The sequence below is a fragment of the Aquitalea aquatilis genome (assembly GCF_005155025.1).
Lineage (GTDB): Bacteria > Pseudomonadota > Gammaproteobacteria > Burkholderiales > Chromobacteriaceae > Aquitalea > Aquitalea aquatilis.
The window spans coordinates 2726726-2744776 of record NZ_CP039731.1 but is presented as its reverse complement, the minus strand read 5'-3'; the positions used below and the strand labels follow the sequence as shown (position 1 = coordinate 2744776).

The following is an 18051-nucleotide window of genomic DNA, read 5'->3' as shown; positions in this document are numbered from 1 at the left end:
GCGGCTCAGGCCAGTAGCTTGCGTTCGCTCTTGCCGTATTTCAGCGACTTCTCATCCGGCAACATCAGGCCGGTGCTTTCATCCCGTCCCTGCAGAATGAAGCGTGCCTGCGGCTGCCCCAGCTGCTCGGCAGCCAGCTTGCTGTCGGCCCCGATCTCGCCTTTTTTCATGCGGTTCACAATCAGCCCCACCGAAGTATCGGCAAAGTCACGCAGCATCCAGGCATCGCCATCGCTGTCACCGGCGACCAGGATAGGGCCATAACCCTTTTTCGCCTGCAGCTGCTGGCGAATGCCCACGGTCTTGCCCGGCCCCCAGTTGAAATGCCAGCCCGGCTGATAGCGGTCGGTGTATTTGCCATCCGCCATCTCCAGCCGCAGGCCGATGACATTTTCCGCCGGCACGCCGTAGCCAAAATCTTCATGACCGGCAAATACCCGCACCACATCGTCGATGGAGGCGGTGCTGACATACACATCAATGCCGTTGGCGCGCAGGGTATGCATCAGGCCACGGATTTCCTCGTGCACGCGGATGCCGTGAAAATGGGTATCGGCCACCACGCCAGCCTTGCCCGGCAAGCTGTGCGGGCTTTCGTAGCGCACCTTGCGCAAGGCATCGCCCAGCGCGGCCTTGTTGGAGGCCAGCGCCATCGCCTGCAATTCCGCCGGGCTCATGTTCTTGTAGAAATAGATGATCCACTTGTAGCCGATCTCCAGCGGGAAGCTGTCGCAGATGGCGTCATACATGAAATAGAGCTTGGCGCGGAAATCCTTGAACTGGTCGCTGGCCTGGATTTCCTCCAGGCTGCGGCTGCCGGCCAGGCCCTGGTAATTGGCATGCAGCCAGCGGTAGTCGGACTCCACGTCCGCCGCGATATCTGCCATCCGCACCGGCTTGCCGTCCACCGTCTTGTAGTCGGCCATGAAGGTGGCATCCGGCACATCGCGCCACAACACCCGGGCGAACTCATCCGGCGTCAGCTTGTATTGCAGATGGTTGATCTGGTACATCAGCAGCGCTTCTTCGCAGTCGTTCATGATGCAGGTGTTGTCCCAGTCGAACACCGCATACGGCTTGCGATCTGCCCGATAGCTGGCGCTGGCACTGCCATGCTGGCTCAGCAGCAATTGCAGCCGCTGTGCATTGCGCGGCGACCAGCGCGCACTATGCAACGGTACGGTGACTTTGCCGCTAGCGGCACGGGCGGTGGCGGAAGCCAGCAACAGGGGGCTGCTGGCGGATACGGCGGCAAGGGCATGGATGAACTGGCGACGCTGCATGGTCTCTCCCGGGGCGGTGTAGGGGTAGACGGGCAGGCAGTCTGCCCGTCAGCATGCCCAGCATAATAAACACCCAATATTACAACTTTGCCACAAAAGTACACAAAATGCCGAAATGCGACGCCGCCCACTCCCGTGGCAAACGGCTTGACAGCGCCCCGCCCTCTCTCGCAATGTGCACTGCCTTTCTTCCACCGCACTCCCGCAGGAGAAGCCCATGTGGCAACAGGAGCGTTACCAGCGCATCCGCGCCTTGCTGTCCGCGCAACAACGCCTGAGCACCGAGCAACTGGTCAGTGCCTTGCAGGTGTCGCGTGAAACCGTGCGCCGCGATGTGGCGGCACTGGAAGCCATGGGCGAGCTGCGCCGCATCCACGGTGGCGTGATTGCCCGCAGCGGCGAGGAAGCACCGATTGCCGAGCGCGCCCTGCAGCAGGTGCGCTACAAGCAGGACATTGCCCGCGCCGCCTGCAGCCGGCTGCGCCAGGGGCAGACCCTGTTTATCGATGCCGGCACCACCACCGCACTGCTGGCGCGCGAACTGGCCACGCTCAGCGGCCTGACCATCATCACCAATGCCTTCGACGTGGCACTCGCGCTACGCCGGCCCGCGCAGGGCGGCGGCCATCAGCTCATCATGCTGGGCGGGGAGCTGGGCGAACGCGCCCCGGCCACGGTGGGGGGTAGCACCGTGGCGGAAATCGGCCGTTACCACGCCGACATCGCCCTGTTGTCGCCAGTCGGCGTCAGCACCGCCATGGGCGCCAGCAATTACGACCCGCGCGAGGCGGAAGTGGCGCGCGCCATGTGCGCCCAGGCGGATCAGGTATACATGCTGGCCGATTTCAGCAAGCTGGGCATCAGCAGCCGCATCAGCACCTGCGCGGCCAACGATATCGATTTGCTGATCAGCAACCGCAAGGCCGCCGACATGCCGGCCTGCCAGGCGCTGACAGCACAGGCAGGAGAAGTCTGGCTGGTGTGACAGCCAGCGCCGCGCTGAGATCAAGATGGCATATGCAAACAAGAAAACGTTATTTTTGTTATATTAAAAACAGAAATATCCTGTTTTAAGTTATATAAATCAGGATAGCGTCATGGCCAGTTTCTTCCTTCGTGCCGCGAGCACGCCGCCGCAGCCCCTTCTGTCGCTGTCCCGCAGGGGGGCCGTGGCATGAACTTCCAGCAACTGCGCATCATCCGTGAAACCGTGCGGCAGAACTTCAACCTGACTGAAGTGGCCAATGCGCTGTACACCTCGCAATCCGGCGTCAGCAAACACATCAAGGACCTGGAAGACGAACTGGGCGTGGAGCTGTTCGTGCGCAAGGGCAAGCGTTTTCTCGGCCTGACCGATCCGGGCAAGGAATTGCTCACCATCGTGGAACGCATGTTGCTGGACGCCGGCAACATCAAGCGGCTGGCCGAACAATTCAGCCAGCGTGACGAAGGCCAGCTCACCATTGCCACCACCCATACCCAGGCGCGCTATGCACTGCCGCAGGTGGTCACCGCCTTCAAGAAGGCCTTCCCCAAGGTGCATCTGGTGTTGCATCAGGCCAGCCCGGAAGAGCTGGTACGCCTGCTGCAATCGGGTGACGCTGACATCGGCATCGCCACCGAGGCCGTGGCCGAAGTGCCGGAACTGGTGTCCTTTCCCTACTACGGCTGGTATCACAGCGTGATCGCCCCGCCGCACCACCCCTTGCATCAGCAGACGCTGTCGCTGGAAACGCTGGCGGAATACCCCATCGTCACCTATCACCAGGGCTTTACCGGCCGCGCCCAGATCGACCGGGCCTTTGCCCGCGCCGGGCTGGTGCCGGACATCGTGATGTCGGCGCTGGATGCCGACGTGATCAAGACCTATGTCGAGCTGGAGCTGGCGGTAGGCATCGTGGCGTCGATGGCGGTGGACCCCGTGCGTGACCAGGCGGTAAAAGTGGTGGCCGGCGAACCGCTGTTCGGCCAGCAGACCACCCGCATTGCCATCCGCCGTGGCCACTACCTGCGCAGCTATGCCTACCGCTTTATCGAGCTGTGCTCGGCGGCACTGGATGAAAGCACGGTGCGCAGCGCGCTCAGCCCGGCCATGCAGGACTAAGGCCGGCCACGAACAGGATTTCCGATCCACCGCGCCGGGTACTCAACAAGCCATCGGCTACCGTCGCCGCCCGCAACGGGCCATTACAGGAATTGATGTTTCTTGCCGCAAGTTGACAGCCCGCCGGGGTATTCTGCCGCCCACAGCTGCCGAATACCCGGCGGCAGCACCGGCAAGGAATTCCTGTTTCATGCGCCAGCTGATTGTCCGCCTCCTCTCCCGTCGTCAGGCCCCTGCCGAACTGGATAGCGCCAGCGAAAGCCGCCTGTGCGCGCAGTTTCTGCCGGTGGTGCAGACCCTGTGCCGCCAGCGGCTGGATGCATGGCAGGGCAAGCTGGCAAACATGCCGTCACCGCGCAACGAAGACAGCATGAATCTTTACGAACGCGCCTGCCTGTATCTGGAGTTTGGCCAATGGCAGAAGGCGCTGGCCCTGCTGGAAGCGGCCGCCCTGCGGCTGCATGGCCATTCACCCAGCGCAGCCGCCAGACTGATGCGGCTCACTAGCGACATGCGCGCGGCTGACCGCGTGGCACGGGAACTTCTCGCTTGATCTGCCAGTCTGCCGTCCTGACTTGACCCGTACTATCGGACAGGTAATATCCACTCCCTCCCATTTCTGAAACCGCCATGTCGCCCTGTGCGCCCTGCTGCTAGCCGAATCACATGCTTTCACACACCCGCCTGACCACCGCACTTGCCCTTGGCACCGTACTGTCCTGTAGCCTGTCCACCCCGGCACACGCCGAATCGCTGTGGGAGTCTGCCCGCAACGAAGTACAGCATGTCTGGGATGACGGCACGCTGGATGCCTACCTGCCGCTGAACACCTATCACATGCGCTGGGCCTATACCCAAGAGAAAATTGCCGAGTTCAACGAAAACCCCTGGGGCTTTGGCCTGGGCCGCAGCCTGCGTGACGACAAGGACAACTGGCATGCGCTGTATGCCATGGCCTTTCTGGACTCGCACAAGAAAGTAGAGCCCATCGTCGGCTACGCCTACACCCACCCCTTTGCCCGCGCCGGCGAATGGCGGGCGGAAATCGGCTATACCGCCTTCATCACCTCGCGTACCGACACCCTGCACTCCTTCCCCTTCCCCGGCGTGCTGCCGCTGGTCGGCATCAGCTATGGCAAGTTCACCATCAACAGCACCTACATCCCCGGCGGCCAGGGCAATGGCAATGTGCTGTTCACCTTTGCGCATTACAACTTCTAGCACAGGGAAGCGCAGGCAGTGATGAGGCGGCCGCCAGCCACGGCCGCAGCATGTAAAGCATGTAAAACGGGGCTAATTGGCTTCACTTCACTCAAAGCGGTGTAAAGCCGGCCGCAGCTGGCTTGTCGCGCTGTGCCGGCCTGACTAAGGTGAGCGCATTGTTCACCATGAATGCAGGCCCATCATGCGCCCCACCCTCTTTCTGTTTGCCAGCACCAGCCTGGCCCTGCTGCTGAGCAGCACCAGCCATGCTGCAGAGTCATCCGCACCGTTCGATGCTGCCTCTCCTCATCACTGCCAGGCCGAACACCATGATGCCTCGGCCGCCGAACACCAGCACTGCGCTAGCCGCGATCCGCATGCCGCTGATGAACACGGCCACCAGCCGCCCCCGCCGCCGCACGAAGCACCGCTGGCTGCAGTAAAAGCCTGCCTTGGCAAAAAGGTGGGCGCCAAAACCACCGTGTATTGGCATGGCGACAGCATTCCCGCCGTCTGCCAGCCCTACGATGGCATGCTACTGGCCAAACCGCTGCGCCCGCTGGTGCCGCCCGCGCCGCCGCAAGACGCGCCGCACCCGACAGAGTGAGTTCCCTGTAAACGTAACAAGGCCGGGCATTGCCCGGCCTTGTCTCGTTTACCAATAGCCGCTCTGGCCGCTGCGCCATGCTTACAGCTTGAGCATGCCCTTCTCTTCGATGATGGCGATGATGTCGGCCAGCCCCTGCCCGCTTTTCAGATTACTGAACACAAACGGCCGTTCGCCACGCATCTTGCGCGCATCCCGCTCCATCACTTCCAGCGAAGCCCCCACCAGCGGGGCCAGGTCGATCTTGTTGATCACCAAGAGGTCCGACTTGCAAATGCCCGGCCCGCCCTTGCGCGGAATCTTGTCGCCGGCGGACACATCGATCACGTAGATGGTGAAGTCGGACAGCTCCGGGCTGAAGGTGGCCGCCAGATTGTCGCCACCACTTTCGATGAAGATCACGTCCAGCCCCGGATGGCGGGCATTCAGCCGTGCCACGGCCTCCAGATTGATCGACGCATCCTCGCGGATGGCGGTGTGCGGACAACCGCCGGTTTCCACGCCGATGATGCGGTCTGGTGACAGGGCTTCGTTCTTCACCAGGAACTGCGCGTCTTCCTGGGTGTAGATGTCGTTGGTAACCACGGCCACGTTGTAGCTGTCGCGCAGGGCGCTGCACAGTGCCCAGGTGAGGTGGGTCTTGCCCGAGCCGACCGGCCCGCCAATACCCACGCGAAGTGCGCTCTGTTTCATGCCGGATGTCCTTTGTGCTGAGGTAATGCGGTGGCAGATAAGGGCTTAGCCTGGATTTCCAGGCTCATGAAAATGCTGAAGGGATCTTCACGGTAATCGGCAAACGGCCCACAGCGGCTAAAGCCAAAGCTTTCATACAAGGCCAGGGCGGGCTGGAATGCCGCAGTGCTGCCGGTTTCCAGGCTGAGCCGCTGATAGCCGCGTTGCTGCGCTGTCTGCAGAATGTGCGCCAGAATGCGCTGCGCCACCCCCTGGCGCAGATGGGCGGCAGCAGTGCGCATGGATTTGATTTCGCCATGCGTGGGGTCAAGCTGTTTGAGCGCGCCGCAACCCAGCACTTCCTCGCCCTCCCACGCGGTCCAGAAGGTGACCGCAGCGGCCTTCAAGCCGGTCAGGTCCAGCGCGTGTACGCTTTCCGGCGGGGAGTTGGCATACATGCCGGCCAGATGCTCTTGCAACAGCGCGTGCACGCGCGGGTCAGTCAGGTGATCGATGATGATTTGCATAGTGTTACGCTTGTTGAAACGTTAAAACGAAGGCTTGCTGCCTTGTCGCGCCAGCCCGACCGGCGCACGGGCTATCTGCTGCCTCATGATCGGAACAGCCTGCTGTATTGGCTTTCGTGTTTCATCGCCGCCCACATCAGGCCGGGGGCGAAGTTGCTGCATTGTGTTGCAGGCAGGCTGATGGCGCGCTCCACCACACGGGCCAGTACCGGCAACAGCGCAGACAGCAGTTGCTGGCCGGCAGTCTGCCCCATGGGCATGGCCTTGAGCAGTACCATCACCTGATTTTCCAGCCAGCTCCACAAGAGGGCGGTAACCGCTTCGCGCTCGGCAATACCCAGTGCCTGCGCCGCCATGGCCCAGGCTGTGGGCAGGCAGATTTCCTCGTCTGCCACCCCGGCTGGCCAGCACATGGCCTGGCTTTCCGGCAGGCTGACCAGCAGCTGGCGCAGCGAATAGCCCATCTGCACGGTTTCCTGCCGCTGTTCGCGGCTGTCACGGCTGGCCAGATAGCGCTGGTTGAGCCGGTACAGGCAATGCTCATCGTCAGCCGCGATGGCCTGCATCATCTGCACCAGCATGGCCGCGTCAAACTGGCAGGCCGGGCCTTGCAAGACATCCGCCAGCCACAGGCGGGCACTGGCGGCATCGTGTACCAGGCCCAGCTCCAGCGCACTTTCCAGCCCTTGCGAATAGCTGAAGCCGCCAATTGGCAGGCCGGGGCTGGCCAGACGCAACAGTTGCAGCAGAGACAGCAGCGTCGTCATGCCGGCTGGCCGAACAGATGCAGCTTGGGCGCGTACTGGAAGGCGGCATCCTTGCCGTGCGAATGATGATGGCCGCCACCGTAGGCACCGCTTTCCGGATGGAACGGTGCCTGCAGGCGGCTCACTTCGACCCCCAGTTGTTGCAGCATCTGTTCCAGCACGCTGTCGTCCAGCAGCCGCAGCCAGCCATCGCCCACCTGCAGATGCACATGGCGATTGCCCAGATGGTAGGCAGCGCGGCACAGCTCCTGTGCATTGGCACAGCGCACATGCAGTAGAGCCTCGTCCGCCGCCAGCACCCGCAGCACCCGCCCGTCTTCGGCCTGCAGCAGCTGACCATCGGCCAGTGGCGCGCCTGCCGACAGGAACAGGCCGACTTCTTCGCCATTGCTGGCGCGGGTACGCAAGCGGGTCTTGCTGCGCAGCTCGAAGGTCAGCCGCAGCTCGGCATCCCAGCCAGCAGCCTGTTCCAGCCGTTGATTGATGATCAGCATTTTCCTGTCTCGCTTTCTTGTTTTCCTGGTGGGGAAACACCATTTGCCGTGTCCGGATTTTTCATTATCAGAACAGGAAATAGCGCTGCGCCATGGGCAGGCTGGTAGCCGGTTCGCACCACAGCAACTGGCCATCGGCCTTCACCTGATAGTTTTGCGGGTCCACCTCGATCTGCGGCAGGTAGTCGTTGTGGATCAGGTCGGTCTTTTGCACGCTGCGGCAGTTCTGCACCGCCACCAGCCGCTTGCTCAGGCCCAGCGCCTGGCCTATCCCGGCATCCAGCGCAGCCTGCGACACAAAGGTGACGCTGCCATCGGCAATGGCCTTGCCGAAGCTGCCGAACATCGGCCGGCTATGCACCGGCTGCGGTGTGGGAATGCTGGCATTGGCATCGCCCATGGCCGCCATGGCGATGATGCCGCCCTTGATAATCAGGCTGGGTTTGACGCCAAAGAACATCGGCTTCCACAACACCAGGTCGGCCAGCTTGCCCGCCTCGATGCTGCCCACCTCGTGGCTGATGCCATGGGTAATGGCCGGGTTGATGGTGTATTTGGCGATATAGCGCTTGATGCGGGCGTTGTCGCAGCCCTCGTCATCGCCTGCCAGCGGGCCGCGCTGCTGCTTCATCTTGTCGGCGGTCTGCCAGCAACGCAGGATGGTTTCTCCCACCCGGCCCATGGCCTGGCTGTCGGAGGACATCATGGCGAAGGCGCCCAGATCATGCAGGATGTCCTCGGCAGCAATCGTCTCGCGGCGGATACGGCTTTCGGCAAAGGCCACATCCTCGGCAATGGCCGGGTCCAGGTGGTGGCACACCATCAGCATGTCCAGATGCTCGTCGATGGTGTTGACGGTAAACGGCCGTGTGGGATTGGTGGAGCTGGGCAGCACATTGGCAAAGCCGCAGGCCTTGATGATGTCCGGCGCATGGCCGCCGCCGGCACCCTCCGTGTGATAGGTGTGGATGGTGCGGCCCTTGAGCGCCGCCAGCGTGGCTTCGACAAAGCCGGATTCGTTCAGCGTATCGGTGTGAATCGCCACCTGCACGTCCATCTCGTCGGCCACGCTCAGACAGTTGTCGATGGCCGCCGGGGTGCTGCCCCAGTCTTCATGCAGCTTCAGGCCGATGGCCCCGGCGCGTACCTGTTCGCGCAGCGCTTCCGGCAGGCTGGCATTGCCCTTGCCGGTAAAGCCCAGGTTCATGGCAAAGCCTTCCGCCGCCTTGAGCATGCTGGCCATATGCCACGGCCCCGGCGTGCAGGTGGTGGCATTGGTGCCGGTGGCCGGGCCGGTGCCGCCGCCTATCATGCTGGTGATGCCGGAAGCCAGCGCTTCTTCGATCTGCTGCGGGCAGATGAAGTGGATGTGGGTGTCGATGCCGCCGGCGGTCACGATCATACCTTCACCGGCGATGATTTCCGTTGCCGCGCCGATGACGATGTCCACGCCGGGCTGGATGTCCGGGTTGCCGGCCTTGCCGATGGCAGCGATACGGCCGGCTTTCAGGCCGATATCGGCCTTGACCACACCCCAGTGGTCGATGATCAGCGCATTGGTAATCACGGTATCGGCCACCGCGGCCGCCAGCGCCTGGCCTTGCCCCATGCCGTCGCGGATCACCTTGCCGCCGCCGAACTTCACCTCTTCACCGTAAACGGTGTAGTCACGCTCCACCTGCGCCCACAGCCCGGTATCGGCCAGTCGCACCGCATCGCCCACAGTGGGGCCGAACATTTCGGCATAGGCCTGTCTGCTGATTTTCATAAGTCCCCCATCACCCGGCCCTGAAAGCCGAATACCCGGCGCGCACCAGCCAGCGCCACCAGCTCCACCGTGCGTGTCTGCCCCGGCTCGAAACGCACGGCGGTGCCGGCGGCAATATTCAGCCGGAAGCCGCGTGCCGCGGCGCGGTCAAACAGCAGCGCGTCATTGGTTTCGGCAAAGTGATAATGCGAGCCCACCTGTATTGGCCGGTCGCCACTATTGGCCACCACCAGGCTGATGGTGTCGCGGCCGGCATTGAGGGCGATCTCGCCATCCTGCACGCGCAGTTCTCCTGGAATCATCTGTATCTCCTGTGGGCAGACTGTGGTTCAGACAATGGGCTGGTGCACGGTGACCAGCTTGGTGCCGTCCGGGAAAGTGGCTTCCACCTGGATGTCCGGAATCATCTCCGGCACGCCCGCCATCACCTGTACACGTGATAGCAGCGTGGTGCCGTAATGCATCAGTTCGGCCACGCTACGGCCATCGCGCGCGCCTTCCAGAATGGCCGCGCTGATATAGGCCACGGCCTCGGGGTAATTCAGTTGCAGGCCACGCGCCAGCCGGCGCTCCGCCACCAGTCCGGCGGTGAAGATCAGCAGCTTGTCTTTTTCGCGGGGGGTCAGTTCCATGGAATGCTTTCTTGTCAGCTCGCCCAGATGCGCGGCTGGCTGGCCGCACGTCCGTGGCTGAAGGGATAGATCAGGTCGCGACAGCCACGCAGCCAGTGATGGGCTGCTTCGGCACTGTCGCCGATGAAACGGGCCAGCCAGACGCCAGGCAACTGGCTGGCTGCGGCACGCCCGGCACAGGGCAGTTCCAGGCAGGCCTGATGCAGTTCGGGCGGCAAGTCCGGCCCGGCCCACAGCAGGGTGGCCAGCACGCTGTGGCCGCCCATGCCCACCGGCGAGGCCAGCAAGGGGCAGTCACCCGGCACATGGCTGTGCTCGCACCACAGCAGCTGCTCATCCCGCCACACTTCACCGCTTTGCTGCCAGCAGCCGCGATCAAAGCGCTCGGCACTGGCCGGTCGCCCCAGGCACATGACCTCGCCGGCCAGCAGACAGGCATCGCCCTGCAGCTGGAAGCGGTTGTCGAGTGCCACCACGCTGCCGGCATACAGAATGGTTTCCTGTGGCAGCCATTCCAGCAGGCTGCCCGGCTGCTGCTCCACCCGCAGCTGCTGGGAGGAGGCCCGGCCAAAACCGTCATACCACTTGGCCGCACCGGGGCTGGTCAGCAGCACGGCAGCCCCCTCGGCCAGATGAATGTCCAGCGTCAGCCGGTCGCCACCGGCCATGCCGCCGGGCGGATGCACCACGATGTGCTGGCACTGGCCGTGGCCATCGATAAAGTGTTTCTGCACCCGCAGCGGCCCCTGATGGCGGCGATGCACCGGCACGGTGCGGCCCTGCACCACGGCATAGCCCAATTCCAGTGCAGCCGGCCAGCCGGCCAGCAGCCCGCTCGGCAAGGGGCTGGCAGAGGGCAGCTCGTTCATGTTCATCAGCAGTCAACCAGCAAGGCGAATGCACTTGAATCAGCAATTACCATGCCGGGGCCATCATCAGATGGCCAACAGTTCGCGCACGCCATCGCTGGCCATCTGGCTGCCCTGCCCGCTGCGGATCACTTCGCCGCGCGACATCACCAGATAGCGGTCGGCCAGTGCTTCGGCAAAATCGTAGTACTGCTCCACCAACAGGATGGCCATGTCGCGCCGCGCCGCCAGGCTGCGGATGACTTCGCCGATCTGCTTGATGATGGAGGGCTGGATGCCCTCGGTGGGTTCGTCCAGCACCAGCAGCGAAGGCTGGCTGACCAGCGCCCGGCCGATGGCCAGTTGTTGCTGCTGGCCGCCGGACAGGTCGCCGCCACGGCGCTGGCGCATGTCGTACAGCACCGGGAACATCTCGTACACCGAGGCCGGAATCTCGCGCCCGGCCTTGCCGCCAAAGCGCGCCAGCCCCATGCGCAGGTTTTCTTCCACCGTCAGCCGGCCAAAAATCTCCCGCCCCTGCGGCACATAAGCAATGCCACGCGCCACGCGCTGGTGCGGTGCACAGCGGCTGATGTCCTCTCCCTGCCAGCGTATGCTGCCGCTTTTGGCCGGCAGCTGCCCCATCAGGCAGCGCAGCAAGGTGGATTTGCCCACGCCGTTACGGCCGAGCAGGCAGGTCACCTGGCCGATTTCGGCCTGCAGGCTGACGCGGCGCAGAATGTGGCTGCCGCCGTAGTATTGGTCCAGTTCTTGTATGTCCAGCATGTCAGCGCCCCAGATAGACTTCGATCACCCGTTCATCCGCCTGCACTTGCTGCAGGCTGCCCTCGGCCAGTACCGCGCCCTCGGCCAGCACCGTCACCTTGCCGGCAATGCTGGCGATGAAATCCATATCGTGTTCCACCACCATCAGCGAATGCCGGCCCTTGAGGGTGAGCAGCAGCTCGGCGGTCTTTTCGGTTTCGGCATCGGTCATGCCGGCCACCGGTTCGTCCAGCAGCAATAGCTGTGGCTCCTGCGCCAGCAACATGCCGATTTCCAGCCACTGCTTCTGGCCATGCGACAGCAGCCCGGCCAGCCGCGCCCGCTGCTCGCCCAGGCGGATCAGCGTCAGCAATTCGTCGATACGGTCACGCTGCTGCCCGGAGAGACGGGCGCGCAGGCTGGCCCACACCGAACGCGGCCCGGCCAGCGCCAGTTCCAGGTTTTCCTGCACCGTCATCGCCTCGAACACCGTGGGTTTCTGGAATTTGCGCCCTATGCCCAGTTGGACGATTTCCGCCTCGGAATGCTGGGCCAGATTGATGGTCTGGCCGAAAAAGGCCGAGCCGCTGTCGGCGCGGGTCTTGCCGGTAATCACGTCCATCATGGTGGTCTTGCCCGCGCCGTTGGGGCCGATGATGCAGCGCAGCTCGCCCACGGCGATGGACAGCGACAGGCGGTTGAGCGCACGGAAGCCATCAAAGCTGACACTGATGTCATCCAGATAGAGAATCTGGCCGTGGGTCACATCCAGTCCCGGCTGCAGCAAGCGGCCACTGGCAGCGGTATCGCCATCCCAGCTTTCACGCTGCACCGTTTGCGAGGTGGTGGCAGGCATCATGCATTCTCCTTGTGGCCACGCATCAGGCCCAACAGGCCGCGCGGCAGGAACAGCGTGGTGGCAATGAACAGCCCACCCAGGAAGAACAGCCAGTATTCGGGAAAGGCCACGGTAAACCAGCTCTTGGCCACATTGATGAAGCCCGCGCCCAGCACCGGGCCAATCAGGCTGCCGCGCCCACCCACCGCCACCCAGATGGCGATTTCAATGGAGTTGGCCGGCGACATTTCCCCCGGATTGATAATGCCCACCTGCGGCACGTACAGCGCCCCGGCCAGGCCGCACAACATGGCCGAAGCCACCCAGATGAACAGCTTGTAATACAGCGGGTTGTAGCCGCAGAACATCAGCCGCGACTCGGCATCGCGAATGGCAGTGAGGATGCGCCCGAACTTGCTGTGCACCAGCCAGAAACCGGCCGCCAGCGCGGCCAAGAGCAACAGCACGGTCAGCAGGAACAAGGTGGCGCGGGTGGCCGGCTCGGCAATACCATAGCCAAGGATGCGCTTGAAGTCGGTAAAGCCGTTATTGCCGCCAAAGCCGGTTTCATTGCGGAAAAACAGCAACATGGCGGCATAGGTGAGCGCCTGGGTCATGATGGAAAAATACACGCCCTTGATGCGCGATCGGAAAGCCAGCCAGCCAAACACCAGCGCCAGCAGGCCGGGCACACCCACCGCCAGACACAGCGCCCAGGCCAGATGCTCGCTGCCCTGCCAGAACCAGGGCAGGGTTTTCCAGTCGAGAAACACCATGAAGTCGGGCAGATCGCTCTGGTAATTGCCGTCATGGCCGATGGCACGCATCAGATACATGCCCATGCCGTAGCCACCCAGGGCAAAGAACAGGCCGTGGCCCAGGCTGAGCAGGCCGGTATAGCCCCATACCAGGTCCATGGCCAGCGCCACGATGGCATAGCACAGGATCTTGCCGGTCAGCATCAGCGCATAGGCCGACACATGCAGGCTGCTGGACGGTGCGGTCCACAGATAAAGCGCCGGCATGGCCAGCAGCACGGCGAGGACTGCCGCGCCGGCCAGCTTGAGCGGCTGCGGCCCCACACGGGCGGCCAGCCGCAGGGAAAGTGCGGTTTGCATGATGGTCTCTCCTAGTCCAGTACCCGGCCCTTGAGGGCAAACAGGCCTTGCGGACGCTTCTGGATGAACAGGATGATGAAGCCGAGGATGAGGATCTTGCCCAGCACCGCCCCCAGCGACGGCTCCAGAATCTTGTTGACGATGCCCAGGCCCATGGCCCCGGTCACGGTACCGGCCAGTTGGCCCACCCCGCCCAGCACCACCACCATGAAGCTGTCCACGATATAGCCCTGGCCCAGCTCCGGCCCGACGTTACCGATCTGGCTCAGCGCCACCCCGCCCAGCCCGGCAATGCCCGAGCCCAGGCCGAAGGCCAGCATGTCCACCTTGCCGGTGGGCACGCCCACGCTGTCGGCCATGCGGCGGTTTTGCGTGACCGCACGCACGAACAGGCCCAGCCGCGTCTTGTTCAGCGCCAGCCAGGTCAGCACCAGTACGGCAGCCACGAAGCCGATGATGGCCAGCCGGTTGTACGGCAATGTCAGCGCCGGGGTGATCGCCCAGCCACCGGACAGCCAGGACGGATTGGCCACCTCCACGTTCTGCGCGCCAAACAGCATGCGCACCGCCTGGATCAGCATCAGGCTGATGCCCCAGGTGGCGAGCAGGGTTTCCAGCGGACGGCCATACAGGTGGCGGATGATCAGCCGCTCCAGCGCCATGCCGATGACAAAGGTGACGGCAAAGGCCACCGGCAGCGCAGCCAGCAGATAGGCATCGAAAGCGCCCGGCCACCAGCTGCGGAACAGGTTCTGCACCACATAGCTGGCGTAGGCACCAATCATCAGCATCTCGCCATGCGCCATATTGATGACGCCCAACAGGCCATAGGTAATGGCCAGCCCCAGGGCGGCCAGCAACAGCACCGAGCCCAGGCTGACGCCGCTGAAGGCATAGCCCAGCATGTTGTAACGCCACTGGCTGTTTTTCAGATCAAGCAAAGCTTGGGCCGCTGCCACCCGCACGCGGGAGTCTGGTTCACTGGCACTGTCGGCCAGCGGCGCCAGCAGCGTCTGCGTGGCCGGGTCGGCACTATCCGCCAGGGTAAGGATGGCCTTCAGGCGCTGGGTGGCATCCGGGCTGGCCAGTTGCAGACGGGCGCTGGCCATATGCAGGGCCTGTTGCACCTGGCTGTCTTGTTCCTGTTGTTGCCGACTCAGTAGCAAGGGCAGCAGGGCCGGGTTGGCACTGTCCTGCAAGGACTGGATGGCCGCCAGCCGTTTGCTGCACTCCGGGTCGGCCAGATCGCTGGCGGCATGAAAGGCTTGCAGCGCGCTGCGCACGCTGTTGTTGACTGGCTGCGCGTCCAGACTGCTGGCATCGCCGGCGACAGCCTGGGCAGTATCGACATCGCTCAGCTTGCCGTCCTCGGCTTGCAACAGCATGTGCTTGCCGTCGCTGCTGGCGAACAGCCTGCCCTCTTCCAGTGCGGCCACCGCCTGACGGCGGGCGGCATCGGGCTGGATGGTCCAGCCCTCGATCAGGCCGGCACGGTCGGCCGGGTCGGCATGGGCTAGCTCGGCCAGCGGGCCGGCCGCCGTCAGGCCGCTGTACAGCAACAGCAGCAGGAGCAAGGGTTTGAACAATTGCATGGTGCATTCCTTACTGAATGGACCGCCAGGCCGCCCTGCCTGTTGCGGGCAGGGCGGCCTGGCGGTCAAGGGCGCGAGTCGTCCCGTACTGCACTTGGAACAATCAATCAAAGCGGCTGAGAAACAGGCGCAGCAGCGATGTTGTCAGCCGCTGTTACTTGCTCTTGACCGGGGTGTCGGGCTTCTTGTCATTCCCCGGGATAAAGGGGCTCCACGGCTGGGCGCGGATCGGGGTCTTGGTCTTCCACACCACCGAGAACTGGCCATTGGACTGAATCTCGCCAATCATCACCGGCTTGTGCAGGTGATGGTTTTTCGGGTCCATTTCCAGGGTGAAGCCGGACGGCGCGGCCAGCTTGATACCGGCCATGGCCTTGGTCACGGCGGCCACATCGGTGGTGCCGGCTTTCTTCACCGCTTCGGCCCACATATTGATACCCACATAAGTGGCTTCCATCGGGTCGTTGGTGACCAGCTTGTCGGCATTGGCCAGGCCCTTCTTCTTGGCCCAGGCGCGGTAGTCGGCAATCCACTTGCTGTTGACCGGGTTCTTCACGCTCATGAAGTAGTTCCAGGCGGCCAGATGGCCCACCAGCGGCTTGGCATCGATGCCCTTGAGTTCTTCCTCACCCACCGAGAAGGCCACCACCGGCACGTCGGTCGCCTTCAGGCCCTGATTGCCCAGTTCCTTGTAGAAAGGCACGTTGGAGTCGCCATTAATGGTGGAGATGACGGCAGTCTTGCCGCCGGCGGCAAACTTCTTGATGTTGCCGACGATGGTCTGGTAATCGCTGTGGCCGAAGGGGGTGTACATCTCCTGGATGTTTTCGTCCTTCACCCCCTTGGAGTGCAGGAAGGCCCGCAGGATCTTGTTGGTGGTGCGCGGGTAGACATAGTCGGTCCCCAGCAGGAAGAAGCGCTTGGCACTGCCGCCCTCCTTGCTCATCAGGTACTCCACCGCCGGAATGGCCTGCTGGTTGGGCGCAGCACCGGTGTAGAACACATTGGGTGACATTTCCTCACCCTCGTACTGCACCGGGTAGAACAGCAGGCCGTTCAACTCCTCGAACACCGGCAGCACCGACTTGCGCGAGACCGAAGTCCAACAGCCGAAGGTCACCGCCACCTTGTCCTTGCTCAGCAGCTGACGCGCCTTTTCGGCAAACAGCGGCCAGTTGGAGGCCGGGTCCACCACCACCGGTTCCAGCTTCTTGCCCAGCACGCCGCCCTTGGCATTGATCTGGTCGATGGCAAACAGCGCCATGTCCTTGAGCGAGGTTTCCGAAATGGCCATGGTGCCAGACAGGGAGTGCAACACCCCTACCTTGATGGTGTCGGCGGCAAAGGCTGGCATGGACACGAGGCCGGCGGCGGCCAGGACCAGCGGAGCGGACTTCAGAAACATGCGACGAGTAGATGCCATGAGATTCCCCTGATGATTGCTATGGATGTTGCGCTGCGTCATCAGAGTACGATCCGCGCCGGGCCTGCAAAATACGTTACATGACGTACAAGCCTGCGCAGGCCAGACCGGGCGCATGCTTGCCGCTGTGCCATGCCCTTGTGCTAGGCTGTGTCTCCCCGTCGATGGAGTCTGTTTATGCTGCCACGCAGCGCCTGGCGTGATTTCACCGCCGTCATTTTCAGCGTGGCCCTGCTTGGCCTGGGGCTGGGCAGCACCATGCCGCTGACCGCCCTTACCCTGACCGCACGCGGTTTCAGCCCGGAGGTAATCGGCTGGACCGTAGCCGCCGGCGCACTGGGCGGGGTGCTGGCCACCGTGGCCGCGCCGGCGCTGGCGCTGCGGCTGGGGCGGCGCAATGTGATGCTGGGCTGCCTGCTGCTGGCGACACTATCGGTGATGCCGCTGCAATACCTGCAGTCGATTCCCGGCTGGATGCTGGCGCGCTTCCTGTTTGGCGCGGCCATGGCCCCGCTGTTCGTGCTGGGGGAAAGCTGGATCAACACCCTGGCCGGCGACCATGCGCGTGGCCGCATCGTGGCCATTTACTCCACCTGCTTCACCGCCTGTCAGGTGCTGGGACCGCTGCTGACTGACCTGCTGGCGCGCTGGCCGGAGCAATCCTTCCTGCTGTGCGGCGGGCTGTTCTTGCTGGGGGTGCCGGGCGTGATGCTGGCGCGGCCCGAACAGCCGGCCGGCCAGCAGGCGGCCCACCCTGCGCCGTCTGCACCCGGTACGCTGGGCAAACAGAGCGCCACCTCCTGGCTGGGCATCATCCGCAGCGCGCCGGCCATCCTGCTGGGCACCGCTTTCTTTGCCTCATTCGATACCGTCATGCTCAGCTTTCTGCCGCTGGTGGCCATGGACGCCGGCATGAGCCAGAGCCGCGCACTGGCTTCGGCCTCCATCCTGCTGGCCGGCGATGCCGCGCTGCAATTCGCCATCGGCTGGTTAGCCGACCACTTTGGCCGCCGCCGGGTGCAGCTGTTGTGCGGCATGCTGGTCTGCCTGCTGCTGCCCTTGTTGCCGTGGCTGATGCAGCTGCCGGGGCTGTGGGAAGTCTATCTGTTTGTGCTGGGCGGCTGCGCCGGTGCCATCTATACCTTATCCATGGTGGCCAGCGGCGAGCTGTTCAGCGGCGCGGCGCTATTGCGTATTTCCGGGCTGATTTCGCTGAGCTGGAATGCCTCCAGCAGCCTGGGGCCGGCGGCCACCGGGCTGGTGATGCAGCATGCCGGCGGCAGCTGGATGGTGGCGGTACTGTGGGGCATGGCCCTGCTGTTTGTCCTCTGCGGCTGGCGGCAGCGCGCGGCAAGGTAGGCCGTCGCCCTACACTGAGCGCTTGCCAGCACACTGACTTTTTCGCAGGCT

Annotated in this window: 20 protein-coding genes; 6 read left to right on the top strand and 14 right to left on the bottom strand. The window is 63.6% G+C overall.

The annotated features are described in order from the left end of the window. Nucleotides 1–5: 5 nt before the first annotated feature. Complete coding sequence (locus FAZ30_RS12840) at nt 6–1283, bottom strand: haloacid dehalogenase-like hydrolase (RefSeq protein ID WP_124644265.1); 1278 nt, start codon at nt 1281–1283, stop codon at nt 6–8. 217 nt (nt 1284–1500) lie between these two features. On the opposite strand from FAZ30_RS12840, the gene FAZ30_RS12835 reads away from it, so the two are divergent. The 5 genes from FAZ30_RS12835 to FAZ30_RS12815 all read left to right on the top strand — a co-directional run bounded on the left by FAZ30_RS12835 (nt 1501) and on the right by FAZ30_RS12815 (nt 5197). Beyond that, nucleotides 1501–2268, top strand: coding sequence for a DeoR/GlpR family DNA-binding transcription regulator (locus FAZ30_RS12835; protein ID WP_124644266.1), 768 nt, complete (start codon nt 1501–1503; stop codon nt 2266–2268). Between the two features lie 189 nt (nt 2269–2457). Beyond that, nucleotides 2458–3387 (top strand): CysB family HTH-type transcriptional regulator, encoded by a 930-nt coding sequence (locus tag FAZ30_RS12830; RefSeq protein ID WP_124644267.1) that lies wholly within the window; start codon nt 2458–2460, stop codon nt 3385–3387. A gap of 190 nt (nt 3388–3577) precedes the next feature. Next, the gene (locus FAZ30_RS12825) at nt 3578–3940 is read left to right on the top strand and encodes a hypothetical protein (RefSeq protein WP_124644268.1); all 363 of its coding nucleotides are present in this window, start codon (nt 3578–3580) and stop codon (nt 3938–3940) included. A gap of 113 nt (nt 3941–4053) precedes the next feature. Then, the gene (gene pagP, locus FAZ30_RS12820; protein WP_124644269.1) at nt 4054–4608 is read left to right on the top strand and encodes a lipid IV(A) palmitoyltransferase PagP; all 555 of its coding nucleotides are present in this window, start codon (nt 4054–4056) and stop codon (nt 4606–4608) included. 184 nt (nt 4609–4792) lie between these two features. After that, on the top strand, nt 4793–5197 hold the full coding sequence (locus FAZ30_RS12815) for a hypothetical protein (RefSeq protein WP_124644270.1): 405 nt from the start codon (nt 4793–4795) through the stop codon (nt 5195–5197). 81 nt (nt 5198–5278) lie between these two features. Here the strand turns inward: FAZ30_RS12815 and ureG are convergent, their stop codons facing one another. The 13 genes from ureG to urtA form a co-directional block, all read right to left on the bottom strand. Further along, on the bottom strand, nt 5279–5890 hold the full coding sequence (ureG, locus tag FAZ30_RS12810) for an urease accessory protein UreG (protein ID WP_124644271.1): 612 nt from the start codon (nt 5888–5890) through the stop codon (nt 5279–5281). Continuing rightward, on the bottom strand, nt 5887–6396 hold the full coding sequence (locus FAZ30_RS12805) for a GNAT family N-acetyltransferase (protein WP_124644272.1): 510 nt from the start codon (nt 6394–6396) through the stop codon (nt 5887–5889). Before FAZ30_RS12805 ends, ureG begins: the two co-directional genes overlap by 4 nt. Before the next feature lie 83 nt (nt 6397–6479). Further along, nucleotides 6480–7163, bottom strand: a complete 684-nt coding sequence (locus FAZ30_RS12800) for an urease accessory protein UreF (RefSeq protein ID WP_124644273.1) — start codon at nt 7161–7163, stop codon at nt 6480–6482. Continuing rightward, entirely contained in the window at nt 7160–7657 is a 498-nt protein-coding gene (ureE, locus tag FAZ30_RS12795; RefSeq protein WP_137009549.1) for an urease accessory protein UreE, read from the bottom strand. Before ureE ends, FAZ30_RS12800 begins: the two co-directional genes overlap by 4 nt. 67 nt (nt 7658–7724) lie before the next feature. After that, entirely contained in the window at nt 7725–9425 is a 1701-nt protein-coding gene (ureC, locus tag FAZ30_RS12790; protein ID WP_124644275.1) for an urease subunit alpha, read from the bottom strand. Beyond that, on the bottom strand, nt 9422–9727 hold the full coding sequence (locus FAZ30_RS12785; protein ID WP_124644276.1) for an urease subunit beta: 306 nt from the start codon (nt 9725–9727) through the stop codon (nt 9422–9424). The genes ureC and FAZ30_RS12785 overlap by 4 nt, the downstream gene beginning before the upstream one ends. 27 nt (nt 9728–9754) lie before the next feature. Continuing rightward, nucleotides 9755–10057 carry an urease subunit gamma gene (gene ureA / locus FAZ30_RS12780; RefSeq protein WP_124644277.1) on the bottom strand — a complete coding sequence of 101 codons (303 nt, stop codon included), beginning with the start codon at nt 10055–10057 and terminating at the stop codon, nt 9755–9757. Nucleotides 10058–10071: 14 nt separating this feature from the next. Further along, the gene (locus tag FAZ30_RS12775; protein ID WP_124644278.1) at nt 10072–10926 is read right to left on the bottom strand and encodes an urease accessory protein UreD; all 855 of its coding nucleotides are present in this window, start codon (nt 10924–10926) and stop codon (nt 10072–10074) included. A 66-nt stretch (nt 10927–10992) separates the two neighbouring features. Continuing rightward, entirely contained in the window at nt 10993–11691 is a 699-nt protein-coding gene (gene urtE / locus FAZ30_RS12770; protein ID WP_124644279.1) for an urea ABC transporter ATP-binding subunit UrtE, read from the bottom strand. Nucleotide 11692: 1 nt separating this feature from the next. Then, nucleotides 11693–12529, bottom strand: coding sequence for an urea ABC transporter ATP-binding protein UrtD (gene urtD / locus FAZ30_RS12765; RefSeq protein WP_124644280.1), 837 nt, complete (start codon nt 12527–12529; stop codon nt 11693–11695). Continuing rightward, nucleotides 12526–13626 carry an urea ABC transporter permease subunit UrtC gene (gene urtC / locus FAZ30_RS12760; RefSeq protein WP_124644281.1) on the bottom strand — a complete coding sequence of 367 codons (1101 nt, stop codon included), beginning with the start codon at nt 13624–13626 and terminating at the stop codon, nt 12526–12528. The genes urtD and urtC overlap by 4 nt, the downstream gene beginning before the upstream one ends. A gap of 11 nt (nt 13627–13637) precedes the next feature. After that, nucleotides 13638–15218 (bottom strand): urea ABC transporter permease subunit UrtB, encoded by a 1581-nt coding sequence (gene urtB / locus FAZ30_RS12755; protein WP_124644282.1) that lies wholly within the window; start codon nt 15216–15218, stop codon nt 13638–13640. Nucleotides 15219–15372: 154 nt separating this feature from the next. Continuing rightward, nucleotides 15373–16641 (bottom strand): urea ABC transporter substrate-binding protein, encoded by a 1269-nt coding sequence (urtA, locus tag FAZ30_RS12750; RefSeq protein WP_210235713.1) that lies wholly within the window; start codon nt 16639–16641, stop codon nt 15373–15375. A gap of 177 nt (nt 16642–16818) precedes the next feature. On the opposite strand from urtA, the gene FAZ30_RS12745 reads away from it, so the two are divergent. Then, entirely contained in the window at nt 16819–18000 is a 1182-nt protein-coding gene (locus FAZ30_RS12745) for an MFS transporter (RefSeq protein WP_124644283.1), read from the top strand. Nucleotides 18001–18051 lie beyond the last annotated feature (51 nt).